General features: G+C 62.5%; 23 protein-coding genes. 15 read left to right on the plus strand and 8 right to left on the minus strand.

Annotated elements, in window-relative coordinates; translation table 11 throughout:
- The first annotated feature begins 85 nt into the window (after positions 1 to 85).
- Positions 86 to 970, plus strand: a complete 885-nt coding sequence (gene purU, locus PARACOCCUSGL_RS0104390; RefSeq protein ID WP_010393484.1) for a formyltetrahydrofolate deformylase — start codon at positions 86 to 88, stop codon at positions 968 to 970.
- A 108-nt stretch (positions 971 to 1,078) separates the two neighbouring features.
- On the opposite strand, the gene PARACOCCUSGL_RS0104395 is transcribed toward purU, so the two are convergent.
- The 3 genes from PARACOCCUSGL_RS0104395 to PARACOCCUSGL_RS0104405 form a co-directional block, all read right to left on the minus strand.
- Positions 1,079 to 2,746 carry a SulP family inorganic anion transporter gene (locus tag PARACOCCUSGL_RS0104395; RefSeq protein WP_010393486.1) on the minus strand — a complete coding sequence of 556 codons (1,668 nt, stop codon included), beginning with the start codon at positions 2,744 to 2,746 and terminating at the stop codon, positions 1,079 to 1,081.
- Positions 2,747 to 2,813: 67 nt separating this feature from the next.
- Positions 2,814 to 3,071 (minus strand): helix-turn-helix domain-containing protein, encoded by a 258-nt coding sequence (locus tag PARACOCCUSGL_RS0104400; protein WP_010393487.1) that lies wholly within the window; start codon positions 3,069 to 3,071, stop codon positions 2,814 to 2,816.
- A 131-nt stretch (positions 3,072 to 3,202) separates the two neighbouring features.
- Positions 3,203 to 5,218 (minus strand): TonB-dependent receptor domain-containing protein, encoded by a 2,016-nt coding sequence (locus PARACOCCUSGL_RS0104405; RefSeq protein WP_010393495.1) that lies wholly within the window; start codon positions 5,216 to 5,218, stop codon positions 3,203 to 3,205.
- Between the two features lie 248 nt (positions 5,219 to 5,466).
- Between PARACOCCUSGL_RS0104405 and PARACOCCUSGL_RS0104410 the strand changes: the two genes are divergently transcribed.
- The 8 genes from PARACOCCUSGL_RS0104410 (at position 5,467) to PARACOCCUSGL_RS0104445 (ending at position 10,450) form a co-directional block, all read left to right on the plus strand.
- Positions 5,467 to 6,081: a ribonuclease D gene (locus PARACOCCUSGL_RS0104410; protein ID WP_010393500.1), complete on the plus strand. Its 615-nt coding sequence runs from the start codon at positions 5,467 to 5,469 to the stop codon at positions 6,079 to 6,081.
- Positions 6,082 to 6,091: 10 nt separating this feature from the next.
- Complete coding sequence (locus PARACOCCUSGL_RS0104415) at positions 6,092 to 7,039, plus strand: SIS domain-containing protein (RefSeq protein WP_010393501.1); 948 nt, start codon at positions 6,092 to 6,094, stop codon at positions 7,037 to 7,039.
- The gene (locus tag PARACOCCUSGL_RS0104420; RefSeq protein ID WP_029371503.1) at positions 7,040 to 7,621 is read left to right on the plus strand and encodes a hypothetical protein; all 582 of its coding nucleotides are present in this window, start codon (positions 7,040 to 7,042) and stop codon (positions 7,619 to 7,621) included.
- A 52-nt stretch (positions 7,622 to 7,673) separates the two neighbouring features.
- Positions 7,674 to 8,159, plus strand: a complete 486-nt coding sequence (gene lptA / locus PARACOCCUSGL_RS0104425; RefSeq protein ID WP_010393505.1) for a lipopolysaccharide transport periplasmic protein LptA — start codon at positions 7,674 to 7,676, stop codon at positions 8,157 to 8,159.
- 4 nt (positions 8,160 to 8,163) lie between these two features.
- On the plus strand, positions 8,164 to 8,898 hold the full coding sequence (lptB, locus tag PARACOCCUSGL_RS0104430) for an LPS export ABC transporter ATP-binding protein (protein WP_010393506.1): 735 nt from the start codon (positions 8,164 to 8,166) through the stop codon (positions 8,896 to 8,898).
- A gap of 162 nt (positions 8,899 to 9,060) precedes the next feature.
- Positions 9,061 to 9,636, plus strand: a complete 576-nt coding sequence (hpf, locus tag PARACOCCUSGL_RS0104435) for a ribosome hibernation-promoting factor, HPF/YfiA family (protein WP_010393507.1) — start codon at positions 9,061 to 9,063, stop codon at positions 9,634 to 9,636.
- A gap of 82 nt (positions 9,637 to 9,718) precedes the next feature.
- The gene (locus PARACOCCUSGL_RS0104440; RefSeq protein WP_010393508.1) at positions 9,719 to 10,183 is read left to right on the plus strand and encodes a PTS sugar transporter subunit IIA; all 465 of its coding nucleotides are present in this window, start codon (positions 9,719 to 9,721) and stop codon (positions 10,181 to 10,183) included.
- A gap of 75 nt (positions 10,184 to 10,258) precedes the next feature.
- The gene (locus PARACOCCUSGL_RS0104445; protein ID WP_010393509.1) at positions 10,259 to 10,450 is read left to right on the plus strand and encodes a hypothetical protein; all 192 of its coding nucleotides are present in this window, start codon (positions 10,259 to 10,261) and stop codon (positions 10,448 to 10,450) included.
- Between the two features lie 70 nt (positions 10,451 to 10,520).
- Here the strand turns inward: PARACOCCUSGL_RS0104445 and PARACOCCUSGL_RS0104450 are convergent, their stop codons facing one another.
- Entirely contained in the window at positions 10,521 to 11,390 is an 870-nt protein-coding gene (locus tag PARACOCCUSGL_RS0104450; protein WP_010393514.1) for a branched-chain amino acid aminotransferase, read from the minus strand.
- A gap of 152 nt (positions 11,391 to 11,542) precedes the next feature.
- Between PARACOCCUSGL_RS0104450 and PARACOCCUSGL_RS0104455 the strand changes: the two genes are divergently transcribed.
- Both PARACOCCUSGL_RS0104455 and PARACOCCUSGL_RS0104460 read left to right on the plus strand, forming a co-directional pair.
- The gene (locus tag PARACOCCUSGL_RS0104455) at positions 11,543 to 12,055 is read left to right on the plus strand and encodes a MarR family winged helix-turn-helix transcriptional regulator (RefSeq protein ID WP_010393516.1); all 513 of its coding nucleotides are present in this window, start codon (positions 11,543 to 11,545) and stop codon (positions 12,053 to 12,055) included.
- A gap of 1 nt (position 12,056) precedes the next feature.
- Entirely contained in the window at positions 12,057 to 12,776 is a 720-nt protein-coding gene (locus tag PARACOCCUSGL_RS0104460) for a response regulator (protein ID WP_010393518.1), read from the plus strand.
- Positions 12,777 to 12,828: 52 nt separating this feature from the next.
- On the opposite strand, the gene secA is transcribed toward PARACOCCUSGL_RS0104460, so the two are convergent.
- Positions 12,829 to 15,534 (minus strand): preprotein translocase subunit SecA, encoded by a 2,706-nt coding sequence (gene secA, locus PARACOCCUSGL_RS0104465; RefSeq protein ID WP_010393520.1) that lies wholly within the window; start codon positions 15,532 to 15,534, stop codon positions 12,829 to 12,831.
- 207 nt (positions 15,535 to 15,741) lie between these two features.
- On the opposite strand from secA, the gene PARACOCCUSGL_RS0104470 reads away from it, so the two are divergent.
- The 4 genes from PARACOCCUSGL_RS0104470 to PARACOCCUSGL_RS22570 all read left to right on the plus strand — a co-directional run bounded on the left by PARACOCCUSGL_RS0104470 (position 15,742) and on the right by PARACOCCUSGL_RS22570 (position 18,637).
- Positions 15,742 to 16,581 carry a peptidylprolyl isomerase gene (locus PARACOCCUSGL_RS0104470; protein WP_010393522.1) on the plus strand — a complete coding sequence of 280 codons (840 nt, stop codon included), beginning with the start codon at positions 15,742 to 15,744 and terminating at the stop codon, positions 16,579 to 16,581.
- A 3-nt stretch (positions 16,582 to 16,584) separates the two neighbouring features.
- Complete coding sequence (argJ, locus tag PARACOCCUSGL_RS0104475; RefSeq protein ID WP_010393525.1) at positions 16,585 to 17,994, plus strand: bifunctional glutamate N-acetyltransferase/amino-acid acetyltransferase ArgJ; 1,410 nt, start codon at positions 16,585 to 16,587, stop codon at positions 17,992 to 17,994.
- Complete coding sequence (gene mutT / locus PARACOCCUSGL_RS0104480) at positions 17,991 to 18,389, plus strand: 8-oxo-dGTP diphosphatase MutT (protein ID WP_010393526.1); 399 nt, start codon at positions 17,991 to 17,993, stop codon at positions 18,387 to 18,389. Before argJ ends, mutT begins: the two co-directional genes overlap by 4 nt.
- 119 nt (positions 18,390 to 18,508) lie before the next feature.
- A complete protein-coding gene (locus PARACOCCUSGL_RS22570) occupies positions 18,509 to 18,637 on the plus strand; it encodes a hypothetical protein (RefSeq protein WP_010393528.1) in 129 nt (42 codons plus the stop codon).
- Between the two features lie 139 nt (positions 18,638 to 18,776).
- Here PARACOCCUSGL_RS22570 and infB read toward each other — a convergent pair whose 3' ends face one another.
- From infB to nusA, 3 genes are read right to left on the minus strand one after another with little or no spacing between them, the layout of a single operon-like run.
- On the minus strand, positions 18,777 to 21,317 hold the full coding sequence (gene infB, locus PARACOCCUSGL_RS0104490) for a translation initiation factor IF-2 (RefSeq protein ID WP_010393530.1): 2,541 nt from the start codon (positions 21,315 to 21,317) through the stop codon (positions 18,777 to 18,779).
- A 7-nt stretch (positions 21,318 to 21,324) separates the two neighbouring features.
- Entirely contained in the window at positions 21,325 to 21,942 is a 618-nt protein-coding gene (locus tag PARACOCCUSGL_RS0104495; RefSeq protein ID WP_010393531.1) for an RNA-binding protein, read from the minus strand.
- 15 nt (positions 21,943 to 21,957) lie between these two features.
- A complete protein-coding gene (nusA, locus tag PARACOCCUSGL_RS0104500) occupies positions 21,958 to 23,631 on the minus strand; it encodes a transcription termination factor NusA (RefSeq protein WP_010393534.1) in 1,674 nt (557 codons plus the stop codon).
- Between the last annotated feature and the right edge of the window lie 2 nt (positions 23,632 to 23,633).

Genomic DNA, 23,633 nt, shown 5'->3' on the forward strand with positions numbered 1-23,633 from the left:
CCGGCCGGGGGCGCTGCCCCCGGACCCCCGGGATATTTGCACACAAAAGAAATCAGGGGCCTTGCGCCCTTTAGTGGAGAGCCAGATGAAGAAATATGTCCTGACCGTCGCTTGCCCCTCGACGCGCGGCATCGTTGCCACCGTGGCCGGCTTTCTGGCCGAGAATGGTTGCAACATCACCGATTCAAGCCAGTTCGACGATCCGCAGACCGGCAAGTTCTTCATGCGGGTGAGCTTTGTTTCGGAACAGGGCGTCGGGGTGGAGGAGCTGCGTGCGGGTCTGACAGAGCCGGCAAAGCCCTTCTCGATGGATTACGCGATCCATGACGAAGCCGATAAGATGAAGGTCGTGATTATGGTCAGCCGCTTTGGCCATTGTCTTAACGATCTGCTTTACCGTTGGCGGATCGGGGCGTTGCCGATTGATATCGTGGCGGTAATCTCGAACCACATGGACTATCAAAAGGTAGTGGTGAACCACGACATACCTTTCCACTACATTAAGGTGACCAAAGAGAACAAACCCCAGGCCGAGGCGCATCTGGTGCAGGTGGTTGAGGAATCCGGGGCCGAGCTGGTGGTGCTGGCGCGCTATATGCAGGTGCTCTCGGATGAGCTGTGCCGCAAGATGTCGGGGCGGATCATCAACATCCATCACTCGTTCCTGCCCAGCTTCAAGGGTGCGAATCCCTACAAGCAGGCCTTTGAACGCGGCGTGAAGCTGATCGGCGCCACCAGCCACTATGTCACTGCCGACCTTGATGAGGGGCCGATCATTGAGCAGGATATCATCCGTGTCACCCATGCCCAAAGCCCCGAGGATTATGTGAGCCTTGGCCGTGACGTGGAAAGCCAGGTTCTCGCCCGCGCCATCCATGCCCATATCCACCGCCGCGTGTTCCTGAACGGTAACAAGACGGTGGTCTTCCCAGCCTCGCCCGGCAGCTTTGCGTCTGAGCGCATGGGCTGAAACAGCAAAGGGCGGCCATCGAGCCGCCCTTTTCACACCTGTCATCTTCCGTGGAAAAATATCCCCGCCGGAGGCAAGAACTTCAAGACGAGAAGCCGATGCGGCGTGTCAGGGGCGGTTATGCCGCCGCAGCGCTTCTTCGACGGTCGGGGCATAATGGGCGAACGGGCGACGCAGACCATGCCGCAGCAGAACGCGGCGAATGTCTCGGCTCGCCCCTGTCAGCCACAGGTCGATGCCACGCCGTTGCGCCTTATGTGCCAAGCCTTCGATCATATTCGCGCCGGTCGAATCGAGAAAGGGTACGGCGCTGAAATCCACCACCAGTACCTGCAACCCATCCTGAATGCGGTCCAGAACCGATCCGATCGAGGCTGTGGCACCAAAGAACAGTGCTCCCGAGATGCGATAGACCATCACATCGCGCACCTGCGGCTGATCCGCGCGCGGCTGATCGCTGTCGGCAAGATCTGCCCCGACCAGCGCCTCGACCCCGACGGCCTGGCTCATCCGCTGGATGAACAGCACCGAACCCAATGCCAGACCGACCACGATGGCCTCGGTCAGGTCGCGGAAGATCGTCAACAGGAAGGTGACTGCCAGCACCGCTGTTTCGCCCCAGCCCGAGCGCAGAAGGATGGCGATGGCGGGTTTCTCGATCATGTTCCAGGCTACGACCGCCAGCACTCCGGCCAGAGCTGCCAGCGGGATGTAAGAGGCAAGCGGCGCTGCGACCAGCATGAAGCCCAAGAGGAACACCGAATGCAGCATCCCCGCGACAGGCCCGTGCGCGCCCGAGCGCACGTTGGTCGCGGTACGGGCGATGGTGCCAGTCACGCAGATGCCGCCGAATAGCGCAGAGCCCATATTCGCGACGCCTTGCGAGACAAGCTCGCAGTTAGAGCGATGCCGACGGCCGGTCATTCCATCTGCCACCACTGCCGAGAGCAGCGATTCGATGGCCCCGAGCAGCGTCAGTGACATGGCACCGGGCAACAGCGCCTTTACCTTGTCTGGCGAAAATTCGGGCAGGGCCGGAGCCGGCAGGGTCGAGGGGATGCCTCCGAACTGGCTGCCGATGGTCGCGACATTCGCGCCAGTGACGGCGATGAAAATCGCCGCCAATGCTACGGCGATCAGCATGCCGGGCCAGTGCGGACGCAGGCGTTTCAGCCCGACGATAACTGCGATGGTGCCAAGCGCCACCCCCATTGCTGCGGGTGTCACAGTGTCCCGGACTTGCCAGAGAGCAGGGATCTTTTCGATCAACGCGCCGGGTTCATTCTCAAGCGCCAGGCCAAAGATCTCTTTCAACTGGCTGGTAAAGATGATCACGGCAATACCGGCGGTAAAGCCGACCGTCACCGGGAAAGGGATGAACTTGATGAAGGTGCCAAGGCGTAGCAGCCCGATGGCAAGCAGCATCATTCCCGACATGAAGGTGGCAAGGATCAGCCCCGACATACCGTGTTGCGCGGCGATCCCGGCGATCAGCACGATAAAAGCCCCCGCAGGCCCGCCGACCTGATAGCGTGAGCCGCCGAGCAACGACACCAGAAAGCCGCCGACGATGGCAGTATAAAGCCCCTGTGCCGGAGTTCCGCCCGAGGCAATGGCGATCGCCATCGACAGGGGCAGGGCCACGATGGCGACAGTCAGTCCGGCCACAGCATCGGCGCGCAGCTGGGCCGCGCCATAGCCTTCGCGCAGAACGGTGATCAATTTCGGGGTAAACAGCTGCGCGAATCCCGGCGCTGCGTTGACCTTCTGGTTCATTTGGAGCCGCACCTTCATGAAAAAAGGCGGCGGGGTCGTCGGCGTTTGCCGGCGGTCTCCGTCGCGATTACGTCTGCGGACCGGATTTCAGCCGCACGCCACGCCCGCCCGAGGCGCTTGCCGCGCCCTCGCCGATCAGTTCGATCCCGGCGGTCTCCAGCGCCTCGACCACGCGGGTCAGGCTTTCAACCACGCCGCGCACATTGCCATCGCTGGCCTCCATGCGCTGGATGGTGGGGACCGACAGGCCCGAAAGTTCGGCCAGCCGCTTTTGGTCTATGCCAAGCAGGGCACGTGCTGCACGCATCTGGGCCGAGGTTATCATCAGCTGATTTCCAATCCTTGATTATGCATATGTAGCATAAGATAATTGATATTTCAAATATCAATACTGGCGGCTCAGCTATGAAAAAGGCCCCTGTGAAAGGGGCCTTTCCGTTCCGTCTGGCGGATGGATCAGAAATCCATCTTCAGGCCCAGTGTGACCGTACGGCCGGGGGCGTAGAGCGGATCAATATCACGCGCCAGCGTACCACCGCGGACAACGTCGCGTTCGCCGTAGCTGGAGCGTTCGTAGTAGGTCCGGTCAAAGACGTTGTCGATGCCAAGGCGCAGCACGACATTTTCATAGCTCTCGGGCCGCCATTCACCGTAAAGGTTGACGACAGTGTAGGAGCTTTGATCGTAGAAGCCACCCTCGCCGTTGACATAGTCGCCCTTGAGCTTGTCAGCCCATTCCACAGAGCCACCGACCTTGAGATTGTATTGCGCGATCTCCTGGTCGACGAACAGCGTTGCGACCTTGCCGACCGGTACGGCGGCTCCGCCTGCGGGCAGTGCGTCGATACCGCCCTGCGACACATCGGCCTTGGTAAAGCTGCCGCCCACACGGCCCGATCCCCAGCTGTAGGTGCCTTGCAGGGTAAAGCCCTTGCTGCGGTATTCATCCACATTGCCAAGATAGTAGGGCTCTTCTTCAAAGATGAACTCGCCCATCTTTTTCAGGCGGGTGTCAAAGAAGGTCAGGTTACCGGTCCAGTTCCCCTGGTTGGCGTTAAGACCGACCTTGACGTTGCGCGCTGTCGAGGGTTCAAAGTTATCGGCGGTATAAAGATCCGCGGTCCGCGCGTGCAGCAGCGCGTATTCGCCGAACCGATAGCCCAGCCAGGTGTGCGAGGCGCCGGCAAAGACTTCGTAGCCTTCGGCGAATTCGTAGGACACGGTGCCGTTCACGCTGGCGCCGGTGTCGCTGTAGCGTTTGCCGTTCCAGTCGGTGAAGCGATGGTGATCCAGCCGCAGGCCCGTGGACAGGTCGATGCCGTTGTCGAATTCGAACCGGCCCTGCACAAAGGCACCGACCTGCATCGTTTCCATGGTCCAGTAACGGCGGTTCGTGTCGCCGTAGTTATCGACATCATAGTCGTTATAGGCCCAGTCGATACCCGAGGTGACGTTGCCCGGGCCCACGGTGAAGGTGTTCTTGATTACGCCGCCGATGGTGCTGTTTTCCAGCTGCATGTCGCCGTTCACGCCGTCCGGCACATAGTTCGGCCGGTCATACTTGTTGCGGGTGACATAGATCATCGCCTCTGGATCCCAGAGATCGGTCGGCGCAGTCGAGCTGTATTTCAGGCTGAACGAGTCGCGGGTGACCTTGAGCGGATAGACCAGCTTGTCCGCGTTCAGGTCCATGTTCATCTTGATGGTGCGGTCGGCGTCGTCCTCGGTGTGATCGACGGTCACCTCAAGGCGGTGCCCTTCGGCCTCATAGCCCAGTTTGACAAGCGCGCCGGTGACGCCCGGTTCGGTTCCGACGATTTCATAGCCGTCGCCGTTTTCGTAGTCCTTGCCGTTGGTGCCATGAACCATCGCGAACCAGTCAAAGCCACCATAGATGCCATAGCCTGCCAGCGAAGCCGAAAGCCCCCGACCGTTCGAGCCATAGGACAGGCCGACGCGGCCGCCTTGGGTCTTGCCATCGGTCAGCAGGTCCCTGGCGCCGACGGTTTCATAGCGCACCGCACCGGCCGCCGCGCCAAAGCCTGCGTCTGCGGCAGCCGCGCCAGCCTCGACCTCGACCGATTTCAGGAAGGCCGGGTCAACCACGTTCGAGCCGGTATGATGCCAGCTCGTCGGCCCTTGCGGCACGCCGTCCACGGTAACGGCGAGGTTCGACTGTTCGAGGCCAAAGACGTGAATCCGTTTTGACGGGCCCGCGCCGCCCGAGACGGTGACCGCGGAATCGCGGGCAAAAAGCTCGGACACATCGGCCGGCTGCATTGCCTCGATGTCTTCGGACGAGACGACCACACCACCGGTTGCCTCAACGTTTTCCTGACCATCTGCGACCAGCGTGATCGGGCTAAGCACGACGGTATCGGTTTGCGGCTTTTGGTTGTCCTGCGCGTAAAGCGCAGAGGCCAGGGCAAGCGAGGACACCCCCGCCAGCGGGATGATGCGGCGCAATTTCATGGTCAAAGCCTTGTTTTGACAGGTTCTCGCGCGGCTTATAGAGGCGCGGAACCAGATTCAAGTATTTTACTCAGGAATACGTGCAAAAATTTTACTGTTTTGGTATGGATTGTTGCACATCTGCGCCACTATCGGCGACGGGCCGCCGCGGCGGGGTATCTGGCGGCCTTGCTTGCGGACACCGGGGCTGGCGCTAACGGGGGCAAAGGGGTTACAGCAACTGAAACCCGCAGCCCGAGAAGCTCGACATGACCATTACCCTTCATCGCAATGACCTGCCCGACGATCTGGATCTTGGCCCGGTCGTCGCCATCGACACCGAGACGATGGGTCTTGACCCGCGCCGTGACCGGCTGTGCCTTGTCCAGCTGTCCTCGGGCGATGGAAATGCGCATCTGGTCCAGATCACCAAAGACCAGCGTGAGGCACCGAACCTCGTGCGGATGCTGGCCAATCCCGATGTGGTAAAGCTGTTCCACTTTGGCCGGTTCGACATCGCTGCGCTGGAAAACACCTTTGGCGTGGTGACCAAGCCGGTCTGGTGCACCAAGATCGCCTCGAAACTGGTGCGCACCTATACCGACCGTCACGGACTGAAATATCTGCTTTCGGAACTGGTCGGGGTCGATATCTCGAAGCAGCAGCAGACCAGCGACTGGGGCGCGTCCGATCTGTCCGAGGCGCAGCTGGGATATGCTGCATCGGACGTTCTGTACCTGCATGCGCTGAAAACCGAGCTGGAAAAGCGGCTGGCCCGCGAAGGCCGGCTGGAGCTTGCGCAGTCCTGTTTTGATTTCCTTCCTGTCCGGGCCCATATGGATCTGTTGGGCTGGGGGGATGAAAACGACATCTTTCATCACTAGATAGCCGGCCATGAGCGCATATCTTGACACCGCCCACCGGGTGATCCGAACCGAGGCCGAGGGGCTGGCGCTGCTGGCCGAAGGTCTTGGCGACAGTTTCGACCGCGCGGTCGAGGCCATTCTGGCTGCCCGTGGCCGGGTGGTGGTTTCGGGCATGGGCAAATCCGGCCATGTCGGGCGCAAGATCGCGGCGACGCTGGCTTCGACCGGTACTCCGGCGCAATTCGTCCACCCTGCCGAGGCAAGCCACGGCGATCTGGGCATGGTGACCGAGGCGGATGTGGCGCTGGTCTTGTCAAACTCGGGTGAGACGCCCGAGCTTGCGGACCTGATCGCCCATACCCGGCGCTTTCAGATCCCGCTGATCGGCGTTGCCAGCCGGCCGCAATCGACCCTGCTGCGTCAGGCTGATGTCGCGCTGGTGCTGCCTGCGGCACCCGAGGCCTGCGGCACCGGCATCGTGCCCACCACCTCGACCACCATGACCATGGCGCTGGGGGATGCGCTGGCCGTGGCGCTGATGGAACATCGCAAGTTCACGCCCGAGCATTTTCGCACCTTCCATCCTGGCGGCAAGCTGGGGGCGAAACTGTCGCGCGTCGCCGATCTGATGCACAAGGACATGCCGCTGGTTTCCGAAGGCGCGCCTATGGCTGATGCGCTGCTGACCATCAGCCAGAAAAGCTTTGGCGTGACTGGCGTGACCGACGAACTGGGCCGTCTGACCGGTATCATCACCGACGGCGACCTGCGGCGGCATATGCAGGGCCTGCTGGATCATACTGCGGCCGAGGTAATGACCCGCAATCCGCGCACCATTGCCCCCGAGGCGCTGGCCGAATCCGCGCTGGCCGAAATGCAGTCCCGCCGCATCACCTGCCTGTTCGTGGTGACGCCCGACGGTGCGCCCGCCGGATTGATCCATATCCATGATTTTCTGCGCACGGGGTTTTTGTAGGTGAGCACCCGGTCCTGCATCGTCGCATGGTTGAGGGTGCTGTTGCCGCTGTCGGCGCTGGCGCTTTTATCGGTGCTGTTTCTGCTGGGCCGCAACCCCGACCCCGATGCGAGCATCCCCTACGCCGATGTTGACCCGCGCGAGCTGGCCGAACGTCAGGCAGTGACCAGCCCGACCTATGCCGGGGTGACGGATGACGGGGCGCAGCTCAGTATCACGGCCGCCGAGGCGCGGCCCGATGGCGGGCAGGGCGAGGGACAGGCGCAGACGGTGCACATGACCTTGCGCGCCCGTGATGGCAGGGCGGCGGATGTCAGCGCCGGCTCGGCCGCGCTTGAGGGCGAACAGGTCCTGCTGGGCGATGGCGTGCGCATGACCACAGCCGATGGCTGGGTGGTGACCGCGCCCCAGTTCCTGGCCTCGACCATCGCAGGCACGGTCGTCTCGGACCGCGAGGTGAATGTCCTTGCCCCCTTCGGCGAACTGACGGCCGGGCAGATGGAATTGCGCCCTTCAGGACAGGGCAGCGGCGATCATGTGCTTGATTTAAGCGGCGGAGTCCGCTTGATATACCGCCCATGACCCGGTGCCGCCGCCACAGAGGGGCCGTCACAGGCGCCAGAAAGGAAATCCGATGATCCGGCCCGGACCGCTTTTGCCCGTGATCCTGTCGCTTGTGCTGGCAGCAGGATCGGTGCAGGCGCAGACTACAGGGTTCGGCAGGGCGCAGGACATCAAGGCGCCGGTCGAAGTTACTGCTGATTCGCTGAGCGTCGATCAAAAGACCGGGAAGGCCACATTTTCGGGTCATGTGCTGATCGGGCAGGGCGCGATGCGGCTGTCAGCCGACAGCGTGACCGTGACTTATGCCCAGGGAGACCAGCGCCGCATCAGCGCCCTGCATGCAGAAGGGAACGTCACCCTGGTCAGCGGACAGGACGCGGCCGAGGCCCGCGCCGCTGACTACAATGTCGAAAGCGGCACCGTCGTACTGACTGGCGACGTGCTGCTGACCCAGGGCAGCAATGTGCTGGCCGGTGAGCGGGTCACGGTAAATCTGGAAAGCGGCACGGCCAATGCTTCGGGCCGGGTCCGCAGCGTATTGCAGCCGGAGAATTGACGCTATGGCCGGGGAACTGGGGCTGCGCGTCCGCGGGCTGCGCAAATCCTATCGCAAGCGCCCGGTTATCCGGGACGTGGCACTGGATCTGGACCGGGGCGAGGTGGTGGCGCTGCTTGGGCCGAACGGCTCGGGCAAGACGACCTGCTTTTACTGTGTGGCAGGCCTTGTCGCCCCCGATTCGGGTCAGGTGCTGATCGACGGACAGGATGTGACTGTTCTGCCCATGTATCAGCGCGCCCGTATGGGGATCGGCTATCTGCCGCAGGAAATGTCGATTTTTCGCGGCCTGACGGTCGAGCAGAACATCATGGCTGTCCTTGAACTGGTCGAGCCGCATGTCCATCAGCGCCGCGAACGGCTTGAAGAGCTGTTGGGCGATTTCTCGATCGGCCATTTGCGCGGCGCCTCGGCCATGGCGCTGTCGGGGGGGGAGCGGCGGCGGGTCGAGATCGCGCGCTGCCTTGCAGCCGATCCGGCCTATCTGCTGCTGGATGAACCCTTTGCCGGTGTCGATCCGATTGCCGTGGGCGAGATTCGCTCACTGGTCCATGACCTGAAAAGCCGCGGCATCGGTGTTCTGATCACCGATCACAACGTGCGCGAGACGCTGGAGATCGTCGACCGTGCCTATATTCTGCATGACGGACATGTACTGAAATCCGGCTCTACCGCAGAAATCGTCGCCGATCCTCAGGTCCGTCGCGTCTATCTGGGCGAAACCTTCCGCATGAACTGAACGCAGGGACGTGCCGATCCTCTGCGCAGCCGTTGACACAAGGCCGCGGCTGTCACCAAATGAGGATATGACCGGGCACGAAAGCACGGTCGGAAAACCCCGGACGCCAGGCTCCTCGCAAGGGCCGCAACCACAGCCCGGGCAACCGAAAGGACGAAGACCATGCGCTACCAGATCAGCGGAAAACAGATCGACGTAGGTGAGGCGCTTTCGACTCATGTCAAGACCGAGCTTGGCGTGACCATCGAAAAGTATTCGCAACGCCCTACGGATGCGACGGTCATCTTTTCCCGTAACGCGCATGAATTCATATGCGACGCCGTGGTGCATCTCTCAACCGGGCTGACTGTTCAGGCCAAGGGCAGCGCCACGGATATCTATGCGGCTTTCGAGCAATGCCGCGAGCGGATGGACAAGCAGCTGCGCCGCTACAAGCGCCGTCTTAAGGACCATTACAAGGATCGGACCCAGCCGGTTGAATTCGAACAGGCGGGGATGTATGTGCTTGCCGCCGATGAGGACGAATGGGAAACGCAGGAAAACGGCCTGCAGCCCATGATCATCGCCGAGATGGAGACCCGCGTGCCCACCCTGTCGGTTGGCGAGGCGGTGATGCAGATGGAACTGGCCGGCAGCCCGCTGCTGGTCTTTCGGAACGAGAAACATGGGGGCGTGAACGTGGTTCATCGTCGCGATGACGGTAACGTAGGCTGGATCGACCCCCGCAACTTGAGCTAGACTGGTACCAGACGGGCAGTCTTGTTGAACCAATCGTCCCGGTCGCGCAGCCCGCGGCCGGGACCTGACAATTTCGGGCGACATGCAGATCAGCGACATTCTCTCCCCTGCCGCAGTGCGGACGATGAGCCAGACCACCAGCAAGAAGCGGTTGTTTCAGGAAATCGCCGAACAGGCGCGGGCGGTCTATGGTGTGGACGCGGCGCAGACGCTGGACGCGCTGCAGGAACGCGAAAGCCTGGGGCCGACCGGCGTCGGGCATGGCGTGGCGTTGCCGCACGCGCGGCTGCACGGGCTGGATCGCGTGGTCGGGCTGTTCCTGCGGCTGGAAAAGCCGCTGGATTTCGACGCGGTGGATCGCCAGCCGGTGGATCTGATCTTTGCGTTGCTGGCGCCCAAGAACTCGGGCGTTGATCACCTCAAGGCGCTGGCGCTGGTCTCACGCACGTTGCGTGATCAGGACCTGCGCGCCAAGCTGCGTGCCAATGAGGACCCGGTGGCGCTGCATGCCATGCTGGCCGCTGCGCCGGGCATCAAGGCGGCCTGAGGTCAGCTGTCGCGGGCCAAGGGGTGAAATGCCCGCGCATTCGCGCTATACTCTGTTGCAGGAGGAAGACCGAACATGACCAGACATATCGCTGACCGAAGTCAGGAAAGCAGTTCCGGCCGCACGCAATATTTCACGCGGCAGGAACGCGAATCCGGCCTTCACCCGTCCATTATCACGCTGCGCACGCGGCCCCGTGCCCGTGACGAGGCGGCGAATCGCCGTGCTGCGGAATTCGCCCGGATCGAGCGGGGTCATCGGGTCTGATCCCGTAACCCGCAAATGAAAACCGGCCGGGCGTCAGGGCCCGGCCGGTTTTTTGTCCTGCGATCTGCGATCAGGCGCGGACCAGCTGTTCATATTCTTCGGCGATCTTGCGGGTGGTGTCGCCGACCTGGAAATGCCAGTCGCCGATCTGCCCGACCGGGGTCACCTCGGCCGCGGTGCCGGTCAGGAAGCATTCCTGAAAATCCGCCAGCTCTTCAGGGCGGATGCGGCGTTCATGCACGGCGATGCCCTTGTCATTGAGCATCTGGACGACGGTCTGCCGCGTGATGCCGTTCAGGAAGCGGTCGGCCAGCGGTGTATGCACCTCGCCATCCTTGACGAAGAAGATGTTGGCGCCGGTGGCCTCGGCGACATAGCCCTCCCAGTCCATGAACAGCGCATCCGAGCAGCCTTTCGCCTCGGCGGCGTGTTTGGACATAGTGCAGATCATGTAAAGCCCGGCGGCCTTGGCGGCGGTGGGGATCGTCTCGGGGCTGGGGCGTTTCCACTTGGCGATGTCGAGTTTGGCGCCCTGCCATTTCGCATCGCCGTAATAGCTGCCCCATTCCCAGGCGGCGACAGCCATGCGCACCGGGTTGCGGCGGGCCGAAACCCCCATATCCTCGCCCGAGCCACGCCACATAACCGCACGGACATAGGCGTCCTTGAACCCGTTTGCGGCCAGAACCTCATCCTTGGCGCGGTCGATCTCTTCAGCGGTATAGGGCGAGGTCATGTCCAGCAGCCGGGCCGATTCGATCAGACGCAGCGAATGTTCGTGCCCCCTGAAGATCTTGCCGTTGTAGCAACGCTCGCCTTCAAAGACCGAGCTTGCATAATGCAGGGCGTGGGTCAGGATGTGCACCTGGGCATCCCGCCAATCGACCAGCTTGCCATCCATCCAGATCTTGCCGTCACGATCATCATATGCGCCCGCCATTTTTCCCTCCGGCCGGTTATGTGTTCGGAATGTTGCGTTTCATTACCCTGTCTGGCAAAGAAAGTTGCGCAACTTGACGTCCGGGCTATCCATTCATGGTTGGAAAGTCAACAAGTCTGACGTAATACAAGGTAATGGTTTACGGAGAAGTCATGCAGGACAAGGTGGGCGCTGCGCCGGCGGGGGGCGAAAACCTGCTGTTTCTGACCGACGACCAGCTTCGTCGCGGCATCGAGGCGATGTTTTTCGCCTATCGGGCCTTTACCGCCGATCCCGACATGATTCTGACCGAGCTTGATTATGGCCGCGCCCATCACCGCGCGATCCATTTCATCAATCGCGAGCCAGGTCTGACGGTGACGGCGCTGCTGGATGTGCTGGGTGTGACCAAGCAGTCGCTGAACCGTGTGCTGCGTACCTTGATCGAGGACGGGCTGGTTGAAAGCCGTATTGGTCGCCGTGACCGGCGCGAGCGGCAGCTTTACCTGACCGAAAAGGGCGCGCTGCTTGAACGCCGGCTGTCCGAGGCGCAGCGTGCCCGTATGCGCGCCGCCTATCGTGCCGCCGGACCGCAGGCGGTGGCTGGCTTTCGCCAGGTGCTTGAGGCGATGATGGACCAGGAAACCCTGCGCCAGTATCACGCGCTAAGGGAAATGCCCGAGTGACATGACCAATCCCGACTCGCAGCCCGCGCCCCATATTCTGGTCGTCGATGATGACGAGCGTATCCGCAGCCTCTTGCGCCGCTTTTTGCTGCGCAACGATTTTCTGGTCACTACCGCGCGTGACGCCGCCCATGCACGGCGCCTGCTTGGTGGTCTGGATTTCGACCTGATCGTGCTTGACGTGATGATGCCGGGCGAGGACGGGTTTGCGCTGACCCGCGACCTGCGCAAGCGTATGAACACGCCGATCCTGTTGCTTACCGCCAAGGGCGAGACCGAGGACCGGATCGAAGGGCTTGAAAGCGGCGCGGACGACTATCTGCCCAAGCCCTTTGAGCCGCGCGAACTGCTGCTGCGCATTGCTGCCATCCTGCGCCGCATGCCTGCGGCCGAGACAAAGGGGCCAAAGTTCCTGTCCCTTGGTCCGCTGCGCTATGACGCCGACAAAGGCGAGCTGTGGCAGGGTGAGACCCCCTTGCGCCTGACCGGGACCGAGCAGGCGCTGTTGAAGCGACTGGCCGATACGCCGCGCCAGCCGGTCAGCCGCACCGAATTGATCGAGGATCTGGGCCGCAGCCCGGCCGAGGATGCGGGTGAGAATTCCGAACGCGCCATCGACGTGCAGATCACTCGCCTGCGCCGCAAGATCGAGCCTGATCCCAAAGAGCCGCGCTATCTGCAGACCGTGCGTGGCACGGGGTATATGCTGGTACCCGACTAGGCGGCCGCCAGCACCGTAACGATATGAAAAAGGGGCCCGGGGGCCCCTTAATTCATGCCAGCGCGCCGTGGCAGTGTTTGAACTTTTTGCCCGAGCCGCAGGGGCAGGGATCGTTGCGCGACGGATTACCCCATGTGGTGGGGTCGGTCTCGTCAAAGCCCGCCACTCGGCCCGAGACTTCGCCGCCCTCGGCCTCTTCATGCTCAGGGTGCATCTGCTCTTGCACCGCTGCCTGCTGCTGCTGGTATTCGCGCAGCATCTGTTCGCGTTCGGCATCGGTCAGCGGACGGATACGGGCCAGCTGCTGCGTCACATCAATGCGCAGACCGTCAAGCATGGATTCAAACAGCTGGAACGCTTCGGTCTTGTATTCCGACAGCGGATCGCGCTGTGCATAGCCGCGGAAGCCCACGACCGAGCGCAGATGCTCTAGCGTGATCAGGTGCTCGCGCCATTTGCTGTCGATCTGTTGCAGCAGAACCTGCTTTTCGATCTGGCGCATGTTTTCCGGGCCGAACTGCTCGGCCTTTTGCGCCATATAGGAATCGGTGTGCTGCTGGATACGCTCGTGGATCGTGTCCTGATCGACACCATCCTCGGCCGCCCAATCGGCGATGGGCAGATCCATGTTCAGCTTGTCGATCACCGCGTCATGCAGACCCTTGACGTCCCATTGCTCGGCATAGGCGCGGGGCGGCAGATATTCATCAATCAGATCGTCAATCACCTGCGAGCGCATATCCGCTGCGATATCGCCGACCTCTTCGGTATGCATGATTTCCAGACGCTGGCTGAAGATCGCCTTGCGCTGGTCGTTCATCACATCGTCGAATTTCAGCAGCTGTTTGCGGATGTCAAAGTTGCGGCCCTCGACCTTGGCCTGTGCGCGTTCCAGAGATTTGTTGACCCAGGGGTGAACGATCGCCTCGCCCTCTTTCATGCCCAAGGTGGACAGAACCTTGTCCAGCCGTTCAGAGCCAAAGATGCGCATCAGGTCATCTTCCAGCGACAGGAAGAACAGCGAACGGCCGGGGTCGCCCTGACGGCCCGAACGGCCGCGCAGCTGGTTGTCGATGCGGCGGCTTTCGTGGCGTTCGGTTGCCAGAACGAACAGGCCGCCGGCCTCTAGTACCGCCTGCTTTTCGGCGGCATGTTCGGCCTCGATCCGGGCGCGGATCTCGTCGGGGTTGGCCTCGGGGTCCTCGGCCAGCGCCTCAAGCACTTTCATCTCGACGTTGCCGCCCAGCTGGATGTCGGTCCCGCGGCCGGCCATGTTGGTGGCGATGGTCACCGCGCCCAGCTTGCCGGCATCGGCGACGATCTTGGCCTCTTGCTCGTGCTGGCGGGCGTTCAGAACGTTGTGAGGGATGCCAGCCTTGTTCAGCATCTGCGACAGCATCTCGGATTTTTCGATGCTGGTCGTGCCGACAAGGATCGGCTGACCTTTGGCATGTGCCTCTTTGATCGTTTCGATCACGGCGGCATATTTCTCGGCCGCGGTGCGATAGACGCGGTCATGTTCGTCGATACGCTGCACGGGGCGGTTGGTCGGAACCTCGACCACGCCAAGCTTATAGATCTCGGCGAATTCCTCGGCCTCGGTGGCGGCAGTGCCGGTCATGCCCGACAGCTTGTCATAAAGCCGGAAGTAGTTCTGGAAGGTAACCGAGGCCAGCGTGACGTTTTCGGGCTGGATGGCGACGCCTTCCTTGGCCTCGATGGCCTGATGCAGCCCGTCCGAAAGGCGGCGGCCCTTCATCATCCGGCCGGTAAACTCGTCGATCAGTACGACCTCATCGTCGCGGACGATGTAGTGCTGGTCGCGCTGGAACAGTTTATGCGCCCGCAGGGCCTGATTGACGTGGTGGACGATGGTGGTCGATTCGGGGTCGTAAAGCGTCTGCCCCTCGGGCAGCACGCCCGCCGCCTGCAACCGCTTTTCCAGATATTCGTTGCCTTCCTCGCTAAAGGTGGCGTTGCGGGACTTTTCGTCCAGCTTGTAATGCTCGGGCGTCAGTTCAGGGATGAACTTGTCGAGCGTTTTGTAAAGCTCGCTGCGGTCCTGGCTTGGCCCCGAGATGATCAGCGGCGTCCGAGCCTCGTCGATCAGGATCGAGTCAACCTCGTCCACGATGGCATAGAAATGCCCGCGCTGGACCATCTGATCAATCGAGCCCTTCATATTGTCGCGCAGGTAGTCAAAGCCCAGCTCGTTGTTCGTGGCATAGGTCACGTCGGCCTGATAGGCGGCGCGCTTTTCCTCGTCGGGCTGGAAAGGGTAGACGACGCCGGTGGTCATGCCCAGCTGGGCAAAGACCTTGCCCATCCAATGTGCGTCCCGCTTGGCCAGATAGTCGTTGACGGTGACGACATGCACACCCTTGCCCGCCAGCGCGTTCAGATAGGCCGGGAAGGTCGCGACCAGCGTCTTGCCCTCGCCCGTCTTCATCTCGGCGATATTGCCCTGATGCAGAAAGATCCCGCCCATCAGCTGGGTGTCAAAGGCGCGCAGGCCAAGTGCCCGGCGCGCTGCCTCGCGGCAGTTGGCAAAGGCTTCGGGCAGAAGCTTGTCCAGATCCTCACCCGATTGCGCCCGGCCCTGCAATTCGCGGGTCTTGCCGATCAGTTCGGCATCGGAGAGCGCACGGAACTCCTCTTCCAGCGCGTTGATCTGGGCCACGAGGGGGCGGACTGATTTCACCTTGCGGTCGTTGGGTGTTCCAAAGACCAGTTTCGCCAAGTTTCCGATGCCGAGCATATGAACCTTCAAAATCGCGTATCTGGGGCTGCGCCGGACGTTCCGCCCACTTGCCGGCACCATTCGCCTTGCCCTATCACGGGGCCGGAAAAACGGCGACGGGCGCGCATTTTCGGTTGAGCCGGATGTATGCCCCGGTTGCCCCACTGTCAACGCTTGCGCCCGTTCACCTGTACGTGGACGCGCCGTCCCATGAAAGGGAAGACCATGCTGAAACCGCTTCTCGCTGCCTCGGTGCTGATGTCGGGGGTCCTGTCGGGTCTGCCCGTCTGGGCGCAGGACGCTGATACCGTTGTCGCCACCGTCAATGGCGAGACGATCACCCTTGGCCAGATGATTGCCATGCGCGACGGGTTGGACCCTCAGGCCACGCAGGGCCTGCCCGATACGGCGCTGTGGGATCTGATGCTGGACCAGATGATCCGCCAGACCGCCGTTGCCCAGGGGGCCGAGCCGCTGAGCAAGCGCGATACCGTGGCGCTTGAGATCGAAAAGCGCGCCTATCTGGCCGGTTCGGTGCTGGAAAAGGTCGCCGCTGCCGAGCCGACCGAGGCTGAGCTGAAAACCGCCTATGATCAGGCAATTGGTGCAGATGCCGGCCCGCGCATGGAATATAGCGCCGCCCATATCCTGGTGAAAACCAAGGAAGAGGCCGACGCCATCGCCAGGGAACTGGCTGAGGGCGCCGATTTCGGCAAGCTCGCCGAAGAGAAATCGACCGACACCTCGGGTCCTAACAAAGGCGATCTGGGCTGGTTCCAGCCCGAGCAGATGGTGGAGCCCTTTGCCGAAGCGGTGAAGAAACTGGAAAAGGGTCAGGTCTCTGAGCCGGTCGAGACCCAGTTCGGCTGGCATGTTATCAAGCTGAACGACACCCGCGAGGTCACTCCGCCCGCCTTTGAAGAGGTCAAAGAACAACTTGCCGTGCAGGTCCGTCGCGACCGTGTGCAGGCCGAGATCGAAAAACGCGTGGGCGAGGCCAAGATCGAAAAGACCGAAGGCCTGACCCCCGATCTGCTGAACAAGACCGACATCCTTGGAGAGTGAGCCATGGCCAAGACCGATGACAAGAAGTCCGGCCTTTCCGATGCTGAAAAGCTGAAGACGCTAAAGAAAAAGCTGAAAAAGCTGAAATCTGCGCTGAAAGAGGCCGCAGCCGGCATCGAGGCCCGGGCTGGTGCGGCCGCAGGTGCCGCGATCGGGGCGGTGGCCAAGCCCGGGAACCCGGTCTCTCCGCTGGCGCCGGCCAGGTTTCCCGATCTGCCGGTGGTCGAGGGGGTGGAATTCGCCGCCGGTGCCGCAGGGGTCAAATACAAGGGCCGTACCGATGTCATGCTGGTCCGGCTGGCGCCGGGTACGGCTATCGCGGGCGCGTTCACCAAATCCTCGACCCGTGCGGCCTGCGTTCTGGACTGTCAGGCCAAGCTGGCGCTGAAACAGGACACGGCCAAAGGCGCGGCGATCATCGTGAACTCGGGAAATGCCAATGCCTTTACCGGCCGGCTGGGCCAGGAGGCGGTCGATACTGTCACCGGTGGCGTCGCCAAGACGCTGGGCGTGCCGCGTGAGCGGGTGTTCTCATCCTCGACCGGGGTGATCGGCGAGCCGCTGCCGGCCGAGCGCATCACCGCCGTTATCGGCGATCTGGCGGCCAGTCTGGACGTCTCGGGTGCGGCGGATGCGGCGCGTGCCATCATGACCACCGACACTTTCCCGAAAGGTGCTTCGGCGACCATTCAGGGTGAGGGCGGGCCGATCAACATCGTTGGCATCGCCAAAGGTTCGGGCATGATTGCGCCGGATATGGCGACGATGCTGGTCTATATCTTTACCGATGCGCAGATCGCGCCGGCGATGTTGCAACGGATGCTGTCGTCGCGCCTGGATCAGACCTTTAACGCGATCACCGTGGACAGCGACACCTCGACCTCGGACGCGCTGATCCTTGCCGCGACCGGCAAGTCCAGGGCTGCGCCGATCACCGATCTGCGTTCGGCCCCGGCGCGGGCCTTTGGCAAGGCGCTGTCGCAGGTGATGCTGGATCTTGCCCAGCAGGTGGTCCGTGACGGCGAAGGTGCGACAAAATTCGTAGAAGTGCAGGTCACCGGTGCGGCTAATGATGCCGATGCGCATCGCGTGGCCATGGCTATCGCCAATTCGCCGCTGGTGAAAACCGCCATCGCCGGTGAGGATGCTAACTGGGGCCGCGTGGTCATGGCCGTCGGTAAGTCCGGTGCCAAGGCTGACCGCGACCGGCTGTGCATCCGCTTTGGCGACATGGTCCTGGCCGAAAAAGGCTGGCGCGCGCCCAGCTATGACGAGGCCGCCGCCAGCGCCTATATGAAGCGCGACCACCTGATCATCGGCGTCGACCTGGGGCTGGGCAAGGGGCAGCGCACGGTCTGGACCTGCGACCTGACGCATCGCTACATTGATATCAACGCCGATTACCGCTCATGAAAATGGTGCTTGTTGCGGCCGTCGCTCTGATCGACACCGACGGTCGCGTCCTGCTGGCACAGCGCCCCGAGGGCAAGTCCCTCGCAGGCCTGTGGGAGTTTCCGGGCGGCAAGGTCGAGCCGGGTGAGACCCCCGAAGCCGCGCTGATCCGCGAACTGCACGAAGAGCTGGGGATCGAGACATGGCAATCCTGTCTTGCGCCTCTGACCTTTGCCAGCCACGCCTATGAAGATTTCCATCTGCTGATGCCGCTTTATGCCTGCCGGCGCTGGCAGGGCGTGCCAATGCCTCGTGAAGGGCAAAAACTGTCCTGGGCGCGTGCCTCGGAATTGAACAAATACCCGATGCCACCCGCTGATTTGCCGCTAATTCCCATCCTGCGCGACTGGATATGAGACATATCGGTCACGCGAGCGGGGATCATATCAACAACTTGCAGTATATTTGCACATTCCCGATTAACATTTAACGAATTTGTGACAATCCTGAAATCCTCAAGAGGAGGAGATTGGACATGATTCGCACGATCACGATCGGTAGCTGCATTTCTGTTCAAGGTGTTTTTGAGCGGCAGCAGGCGAATGGGAACATTGTCGTCCGGGTAGGCACCAAGACCTATGAGGGCAAACCCGTCTTGTCCTGAGGCAAGCGAACTATCTGGAATGCCGAAACGGGGCCCTGTCGGGCCCCGTTTTTTTTTTGCGCAAGTGCCCGCGCAAGGGGCGGCGGATATGAAAAGGGCGGACCCGCAGGCCCGCCCTTTTGTCTCATTCTGCGCAGTATCACAGCTGACGCTGTACCTCCTCGCGCTCAAAGATCTCGATGATGTCGCCTTTGCGGATGTCGTCGTAGTTTTCAAAGGCCATACCGCATTCCTGACCGGACTGGACCTCTTTGACCTCATCCTTGAAGCGCTTGAGCGTCTTCAGCGTGCCTTCGTGGATCACCACGTTGTCGCGCAGCAGACGCACGCCGGCAGAGCGTCGCGCCACACCTTCGGTGACCAGACAGCCGGCGACGTTGCCGACGCCCGAGACGCGGAACACTTCCTTGATCTCGGCGTAACCGATGAAGGTTTCGCGCACCTCGGCCGACAGCAGACCCGAAGCCGCCGCTTTGATATCATCAACCAGATCGTAGATGATCGAGTAATAGCGGATCTCGACCCCTTTCTGGTTGGCAGCATTGCGGGCCGGGGCATTGGCGCGGACGTTGAAGCCGATGACCGGAGCGCGGCTGGCCTCGGCCAGACCGACATCCGATTCGGTGATCGCGCCGACGCCGTAATGCAGCACGCGGATGCGTACTTCGTCGTTGCCGATCTTTTCCAGCGCCTGGACGATCGCCTCGGCCGAACCCTGCACGTCGGCCTTGATGACCACGGGCAGTTCGGCGACGTTTTCATCCGCCTTGGCCTTGGCCAGCATCTGGTCAAGGGTGATCGCGGCACCGGCAGCGGCGCGTTTGTCCTTGGCTGCCTGAATACGGTAATCGGCGATCTCGCGCGCCTGGGCTTCGGTTTCGACCACGTTCAGCACGTCGCCCGCTTCGGGCGTGCCGTTCAGGCCCAGAACCTCGACCGGAACCGAGGGGCCTGCTTCGTCGATACGGTCGCCCTTGTCGTTGATCAGCGCGCGCACCTTGCCCCACTGTTCGCCGACGACAAAGATATCGCCGCGCTTCAGCGTGCCGTGCTGGACCAGAACCGTGGCAACCGGGCCCCGGCCAACATCCAGCTTGGCCTCGATGACCGCGCCCTGAGCGGGACGGTCCGGATTGGCCTTAAGCTCAAGGATCTCGGCTTGCAGCGCGATGGCCTCCAGAAGCGTTTCCAGACCTTTGCCGGTCTTGGCCGAAACCTCGACATCCTGCACGTCGCCCGACATCGCCTCGACCACGACCTCATGCTGCAAGAGGTCGGTGCGGACCTTTTGCGCGTTGGCCTCGGGCTTGTCGATCTTGTTGATCGCGACAATCATCGGCACTTTGGCGGCCTTGGCGTGGTTGATCGCCTCGACCGTCTGCGGCATCACTGCGTCATCGGCGGCAACCACCAGAACGACGATATCCGTCACCTGCGCACCACGGGCGCGCATCGAGGTGAACGCCGCGTGGCCGGGCGTGTCGAGGAAGGTCAGCGTCGCACCCGATTCGGTCTTAACCTGATAGGCGCCGATATGCTGGGTGATGCCACCGGCCTCACCCGTGACGACGCTGGTCTTGCGGATCGCATCCAGAAGCGAGGTCTTGCCGTGGTCGACGTGGCCCATGATGGTGACCACGGGGGGACGCGGCTTCAGATCCTCGGGCTGGTCCTCGACCTGATCAATCACCTGTTCGACGTCGGAATCTGAAACACGGATAGCGCGATGGCCGAATTCGTCGATCACCAGCTCGGCGGTGTCGGCGTCGATGGTCTGGTTTGCCGTGACCATCATGCCCATTTTCATCAGGACCTTGACGACGTCAGCCGCGCGTTCGGCCATGCGGTTGGCCAGTTCCGAGACCACGATGGTTTCGGGCAACTGGACATCGCGGACCTGCTTTTCGGCGCGCTGGTTGCCGCCCATGGCTTTCTGCCGGGCTTTTTCCTGCTTGCGCTTCATCGCGGCAAGGCTGCGCTGGCGGCCGCCTTCACCATCCAGTGCCTGGCTCAGCGACAGCTTGCCGGTGCGGCGGCTGTCCTCGCGGCCCTTGCCACGGCTGTCGCGGTCGTCCGCCCCGCCGCGGGGGTCGCGGTCGCGGTCGGTCTTGCGCGGGCCAGCGGCGCTGACGCCCTTGGTTTCGGCGCGGACGGCTGCGGCCTCGGCAGCGGCACGGTCGGCGGGGGCCGCCGGGCGCGGCGCTGCCTTGGGCTTGGCAAGCTCGGCCTTTTTCTTTTCACGCAGCTCGGCCTCGCGGGCACGGCGCTCATCCTCTTCGGCTTTCAGCCGCAGGGCTTCTTCACGCTCACGCTCTTCACGCTCTTTGGCCTCGGCTTCCAGCCGGCGGCGTTCGCGCTCTTCCTCGCGGGCCTTTTCCTCGGCAGCACGCTGCGCAGCCTCTTCGACCTCGCGGGCCTTGGCGGCCTTGAGAGCAGCCAGACGGCGCTCCATCTCGGCATCCGAGATCCCGGCCGGGCGCTTCGACGGGTCGCCCGACACGGCCGAGGGCGAACCTGCGCGTGCGCCGCCAGCCGCTCCGGTCTTGCCGGGTACGACCACGCGCTTGCGTTTGGTCTCGACGACCACGTTATGGGTCCGACCGTGGCTGAAGCTTTGCTTCACATGGCCCGAACGGCCGCCGCCAAGACCCAGGGGTTTCTTTCCGTCACTATCGCTCATCCGATCTTCATTCCTTCCCGGCGGGTGCACCGCCGTCATGCCCGCGCAGACCAGTCAGTCTGCTCGCGTCCCTGATCAATCTTTCGGTCAGGCCCCCCGGCGCAAGCGCGCTGTGTATGACATGATCGCGCCCAAAGGACAAACCCAATTCTGAGGCGGTCATGCAGCCGAACCACCGGCCTCCCGGCGGCGTCCACAGTTTACCCTTGCCCCGCTCGGATCCGTCGCTGGCCTGAAGCAGTACCTTGACCTTGCCCGAGGCCAGCCAGTCCTTGACCTTTTCAAATCCTGCAACCGCCAGTCCCGCCTTGCGGGCCAGCGAAAGCGTGTCGGTCACCCGCCGCGCCAGCCCCGCCTCGATCATCTCAAGAAGATCGGACGGAGCGGTGACGCGGGCTTTGGCACCGCGTGAAAACAGTCCCTTCGCCGCAGCCCTGTCCAAGGCAGCGCGATCAGCCACCACCCAGAACCCGCGTCCGGGCAGCTTTTCAGCCAGATCAGGCACGACCTCGCCATCGGGGTCCGCGACAAAGCGGATCAGACCCGCCTTAGGCTGGGTCTCGCCCGTGACGATGCAGCGCCGTTCGGGCGTCTCGCGGTCCTTGATACGGCCCCCGCGCGTCATCTATCTCCCGGGGCGTTACACCCCGGCCTCCTGTCCGTCGGCTTCATCGGCTTCTGCCGATTCCAGCTCGGTCGGGTCAACCCAGCCCAGCATGACACGGGCGGTCATGACGAGGTTCTGGGCCTCTTCAAGGCTGATATCGAAGGGCTCAAGGATGCCATCATCCTTGACGCGCTGACCGTTCTGCGTGGTCCAGCCGCCCGCCAGTTCCCAGTCGGCGCAGGTGGCAAAATCTTCAAGCGTCTTGACGCCTTCCTTGGCCAGCGCCTCGACCATCTGCGGGGTCAGGCCCCCGAATTCGATCAGGCTGTCCTCGACGCCAAGGGCGCGGGCATTCTCAAGCGCGGCCTTGTTCGCGGCCTCCAGATGCTCGCGGGCGCGGGTCTGCAGCTCCTCTGCGGTCGCTTCGTCCACGCCTTCGATCGCCAGCAGCTCGTCCACATCGACATAGGCCACCTCTTCGAGATCGGTGAAGCCTTCGGCAACCAGAAGCTGGGCAAAGAATTCGTCCAGATCCAGCGTGTCCATGAACAGCTTGGTGCGGGCGTTGAATTCGGCCTGCCGGCGCTTGGACTCTTCTTCCTCGGTGAGGATGTCGATGTCGAGCCCGGTCAGCTGGCTTGCCAGCCGCACGTTCTGGCCGCGGCGACCGATAGCCAGCGAAAGCTGCTCGTCGGGGACCACCACCTCGATTCGGGTCGCATCCTCGTCAAAGACGACCTTGGCGACCTCGGCCGGTTGCAGGGCGTTCACAAGGAAGGTCGCCTGATCGTCGGACCACGGGATGATGTCGATCTTTTCGCCCTGCAGCTCGCCCACCACGGCCTGAACGCGGCTGCCGCGCATGCCGACGCAGGCGCCGACCGGGTCGATCGAGTTGTCATAGCTGATCACGGCGATCTTGGCGCGCGAGCCGGGGTCACGGGCCACGGCCTTGATCTCGATGACGCCGTCATAGATTTCCGGCACTTCCATCTTGAACAGTTCGGCCATGAACTGCGGGTCGGTGCGCGACAGGAAGATCTGCGGACCGCGGGCCTCGCGGCGCACGTCCTTGACATAGGCGCGGATGCGGTCGTTCGGGCGATAGCTTTCGCGGCCGATCTTTTCGTTGCGGCGCAGGATCGCTTCGCCACGGCCGACATCGACGATGATGTTGCCGTATTCCTCGCGTTTGACGACACCGTTGATGATGGTGCCGATGCGGTCCTTGAATTCCTCGTACTGGCGGTCACGCTCGGCCTCACGGACCTTTTGCAGGATCACCTGCTTGGCCGATTGCGCGGCGATGCGGCCCAGCTCGACCGGAGGAACGCGTTCCTCGAACACATCGCCGGGCTGAGGCCTGCCTGAGAAATCCTCAAGCTTCTGGCCCTCGCGCAGCCAGCCCGACTGGCCGTCCCTGGAGGGTTCGAAATAGGGCAGGGCCTGCGCGGCGGTGAACTGGGCCTGATAGTTCTCGACCGCGTCATCCTCGACCACGGTGCGGGCGCGGGTGAAGGTGGCGTTGCCGGTCTTGCGGTCGATATGGACGCGGATGTCCATTTCCGAGCCGTAGCGCGACTTGGCGGCACGGGCGAGGCTGTCCTCCATCGCCTCGATCACCAGATCGGGGTCGATCATCTTTTCCCGCGCAACGGCCTCGGCAGTTTGCAGCAGTTCAAGCTGGTTGGCAGAGGTGATGGCCATTC

The sequence above is a fragment of the Paracoccus sp. TRP genome (assembly GCF_000185925.1).
GTDB classification, from domain to species: Bacteria; Pseudomonadota; Alphaproteobacteria; order Rhodobacterales; family Rhodobacteraceae; genus Paracoccus; species Paracoccus kondratievae.

Excerpts from the sequence above, each read along its gene's own strand:
- purU (WP_010393484.1), top strand. The coding sequence starts at position 86 with ATGAAGAAATATGTCCTGACCGTCGCTTGCCCCTCGACGCGCGGCATC.
- PARACOCCUSGL_RS0104395 (WP_010393486.1), bottom strand. The coding sequence starts at position 2,746 with ATGAACCAGAAGGTCAACGCAGCGCCGGGATTCGCGCAGCTGTTTACC.
- PARACOCCUSGL_RS0104400 (WP_010393487.1), bottom strand. The coding sequence starts at position 3,071 with ATGATAACCTCGGCCCAGATGCGTGCAGCACGTGCCCTGCTTGGCATA.
- PARACOCCUSGL_RS0104405 (WP_010393495.1), bottom strand. The coding sequence starts at position 5,218 with ATGAAATTGCGCCGCATCATCCCGCTGGCGGGGGTGTCCTCGCTTGCC.
- PARACOCCUSGL_RS0104410 (WP_010393500.1), top strand. The coding sequence starts at position 5,467 with ATGACCATTACCCTTCATCGCAATGACCTGCCCGACGATCTGGATCTT.
- PARACOCCUSGL_RS0104415 (WP_010393501.1), top strand. The coding sequence starts at position 6,092 with ATGAGCGCATATCTTGACACCGCCCACCGGGTGATCCGAACCGAGGCC.
- lptA (WP_010393505.1), top strand. The coding sequence starts at position 7,674 with ATGATCCGGCCCGGACCGCTTTTGCCCGTGATCCTGTCGCTTGTGCTG.
- lptB (WP_010393506.1), top strand. The coding sequence starts at position 8,164 with ATGGCCGGGGAACTGGGGCTGCGCGTCCGCGGGCTGCGCAAATCCTAT.
- hpf (WP_010393507.1), top strand. The coding sequence starts at position 9,061 with ATGCGCTACCAGATCAGCGGAAAACAGATCGACGTAGGTGAGGCGCTT.
- PARACOCCUSGL_RS0104440 (WP_010393508.1), top strand. The coding sequence starts at position 9,719 with ATGCAGATCAGCGACATTCTCTCCCCTGCCGCAGTGCGGACGATGAGC.
- PARACOCCUSGL_RS0104445 (WP_010393509.1), top strand. The coding sequence starts at position 10,259 with ATGACCAGACATATCGCTGACCGAAGTCAGGAAAGCAGTTCCGGCCGC.
- PARACOCCUSGL_RS0104450 (WP_010393514.1), bottom strand. The coding sequence starts at position 11,390 with ATGGCGGGCGCATATGATGATCGTGACGGCAAGATCTGGATGGATGGC.
- PARACOCCUSGL_RS0104455 (WP_010393516.1), top strand. The coding sequence starts at position 11,543 with ATGCAGGACAAGGTGGGCGCTGCGCCGGCGGGGGGCGAAAACCTGCTG.
- PARACOCCUSGL_RS0104460 (WP_010393518.1), top strand. The coding sequence starts at position 12,057 with ATGACCAATCCCGACTCGCAGCCCGCGCCCCATATTCTGGTCGTCGAT.
- secA (WP_010393520.1), bottom strand. The coding sequence starts at position 15,534 with ATGCTCGGCATCGGAAACTTGGCGAAACTGGTCTTTGGAACACCCAAC.
- PARACOCCUSGL_RS0104470 (WP_010393522.1), top strand. The coding sequence starts at position 15,742 with ATGCTGAAACCGCTTCTCGCTGCCTCGGTGCTGATGTCGGGGGTCCTG.
- argJ (WP_010393525.1), top strand. The coding sequence starts at position 16,585 with ATGGCCAAGACCGATGACAAGAAGTCCGGCCTTTCCGATGCTGAAAAG.
- mutT (WP_010393526.1), top strand. The coding sequence starts at position 17,991 with ATGAAAATGGTGCTTGTTGCGGCCGTCGCTCTGATCGACACCGACGGT.
- PARACOCCUSGL_RS22570 (WP_010393528.1), top strand. The coding sequence starts at position 18,509 with ATGATTCGCACGATCACGATCGGTAGCTGCATTTCTGTTCAAGGTGTT.
- infB (WP_010393530.1), bottom strand. The coding sequence starts at position 21,317 with ATGAGCGATAGTGACGGAAAGAAACCCCTGGGTCTTGGCGGCGGCCGT.
- PARACOCCUSGL_RS0104495 (WP_010393531.1), bottom strand. The coding sequence starts at position 21,942 with ATGACGCGCGGGGGCCGTATCAAGGACCGCGAGACGCCCGAACGGCGC.
- nusA (WP_010393534.1), bottom strand. The coding sequence starts at position 23,631 with ATGGCCATCACCTCTGCCAACCAGCTTGAACTGCTGCAAACTGCCGAG.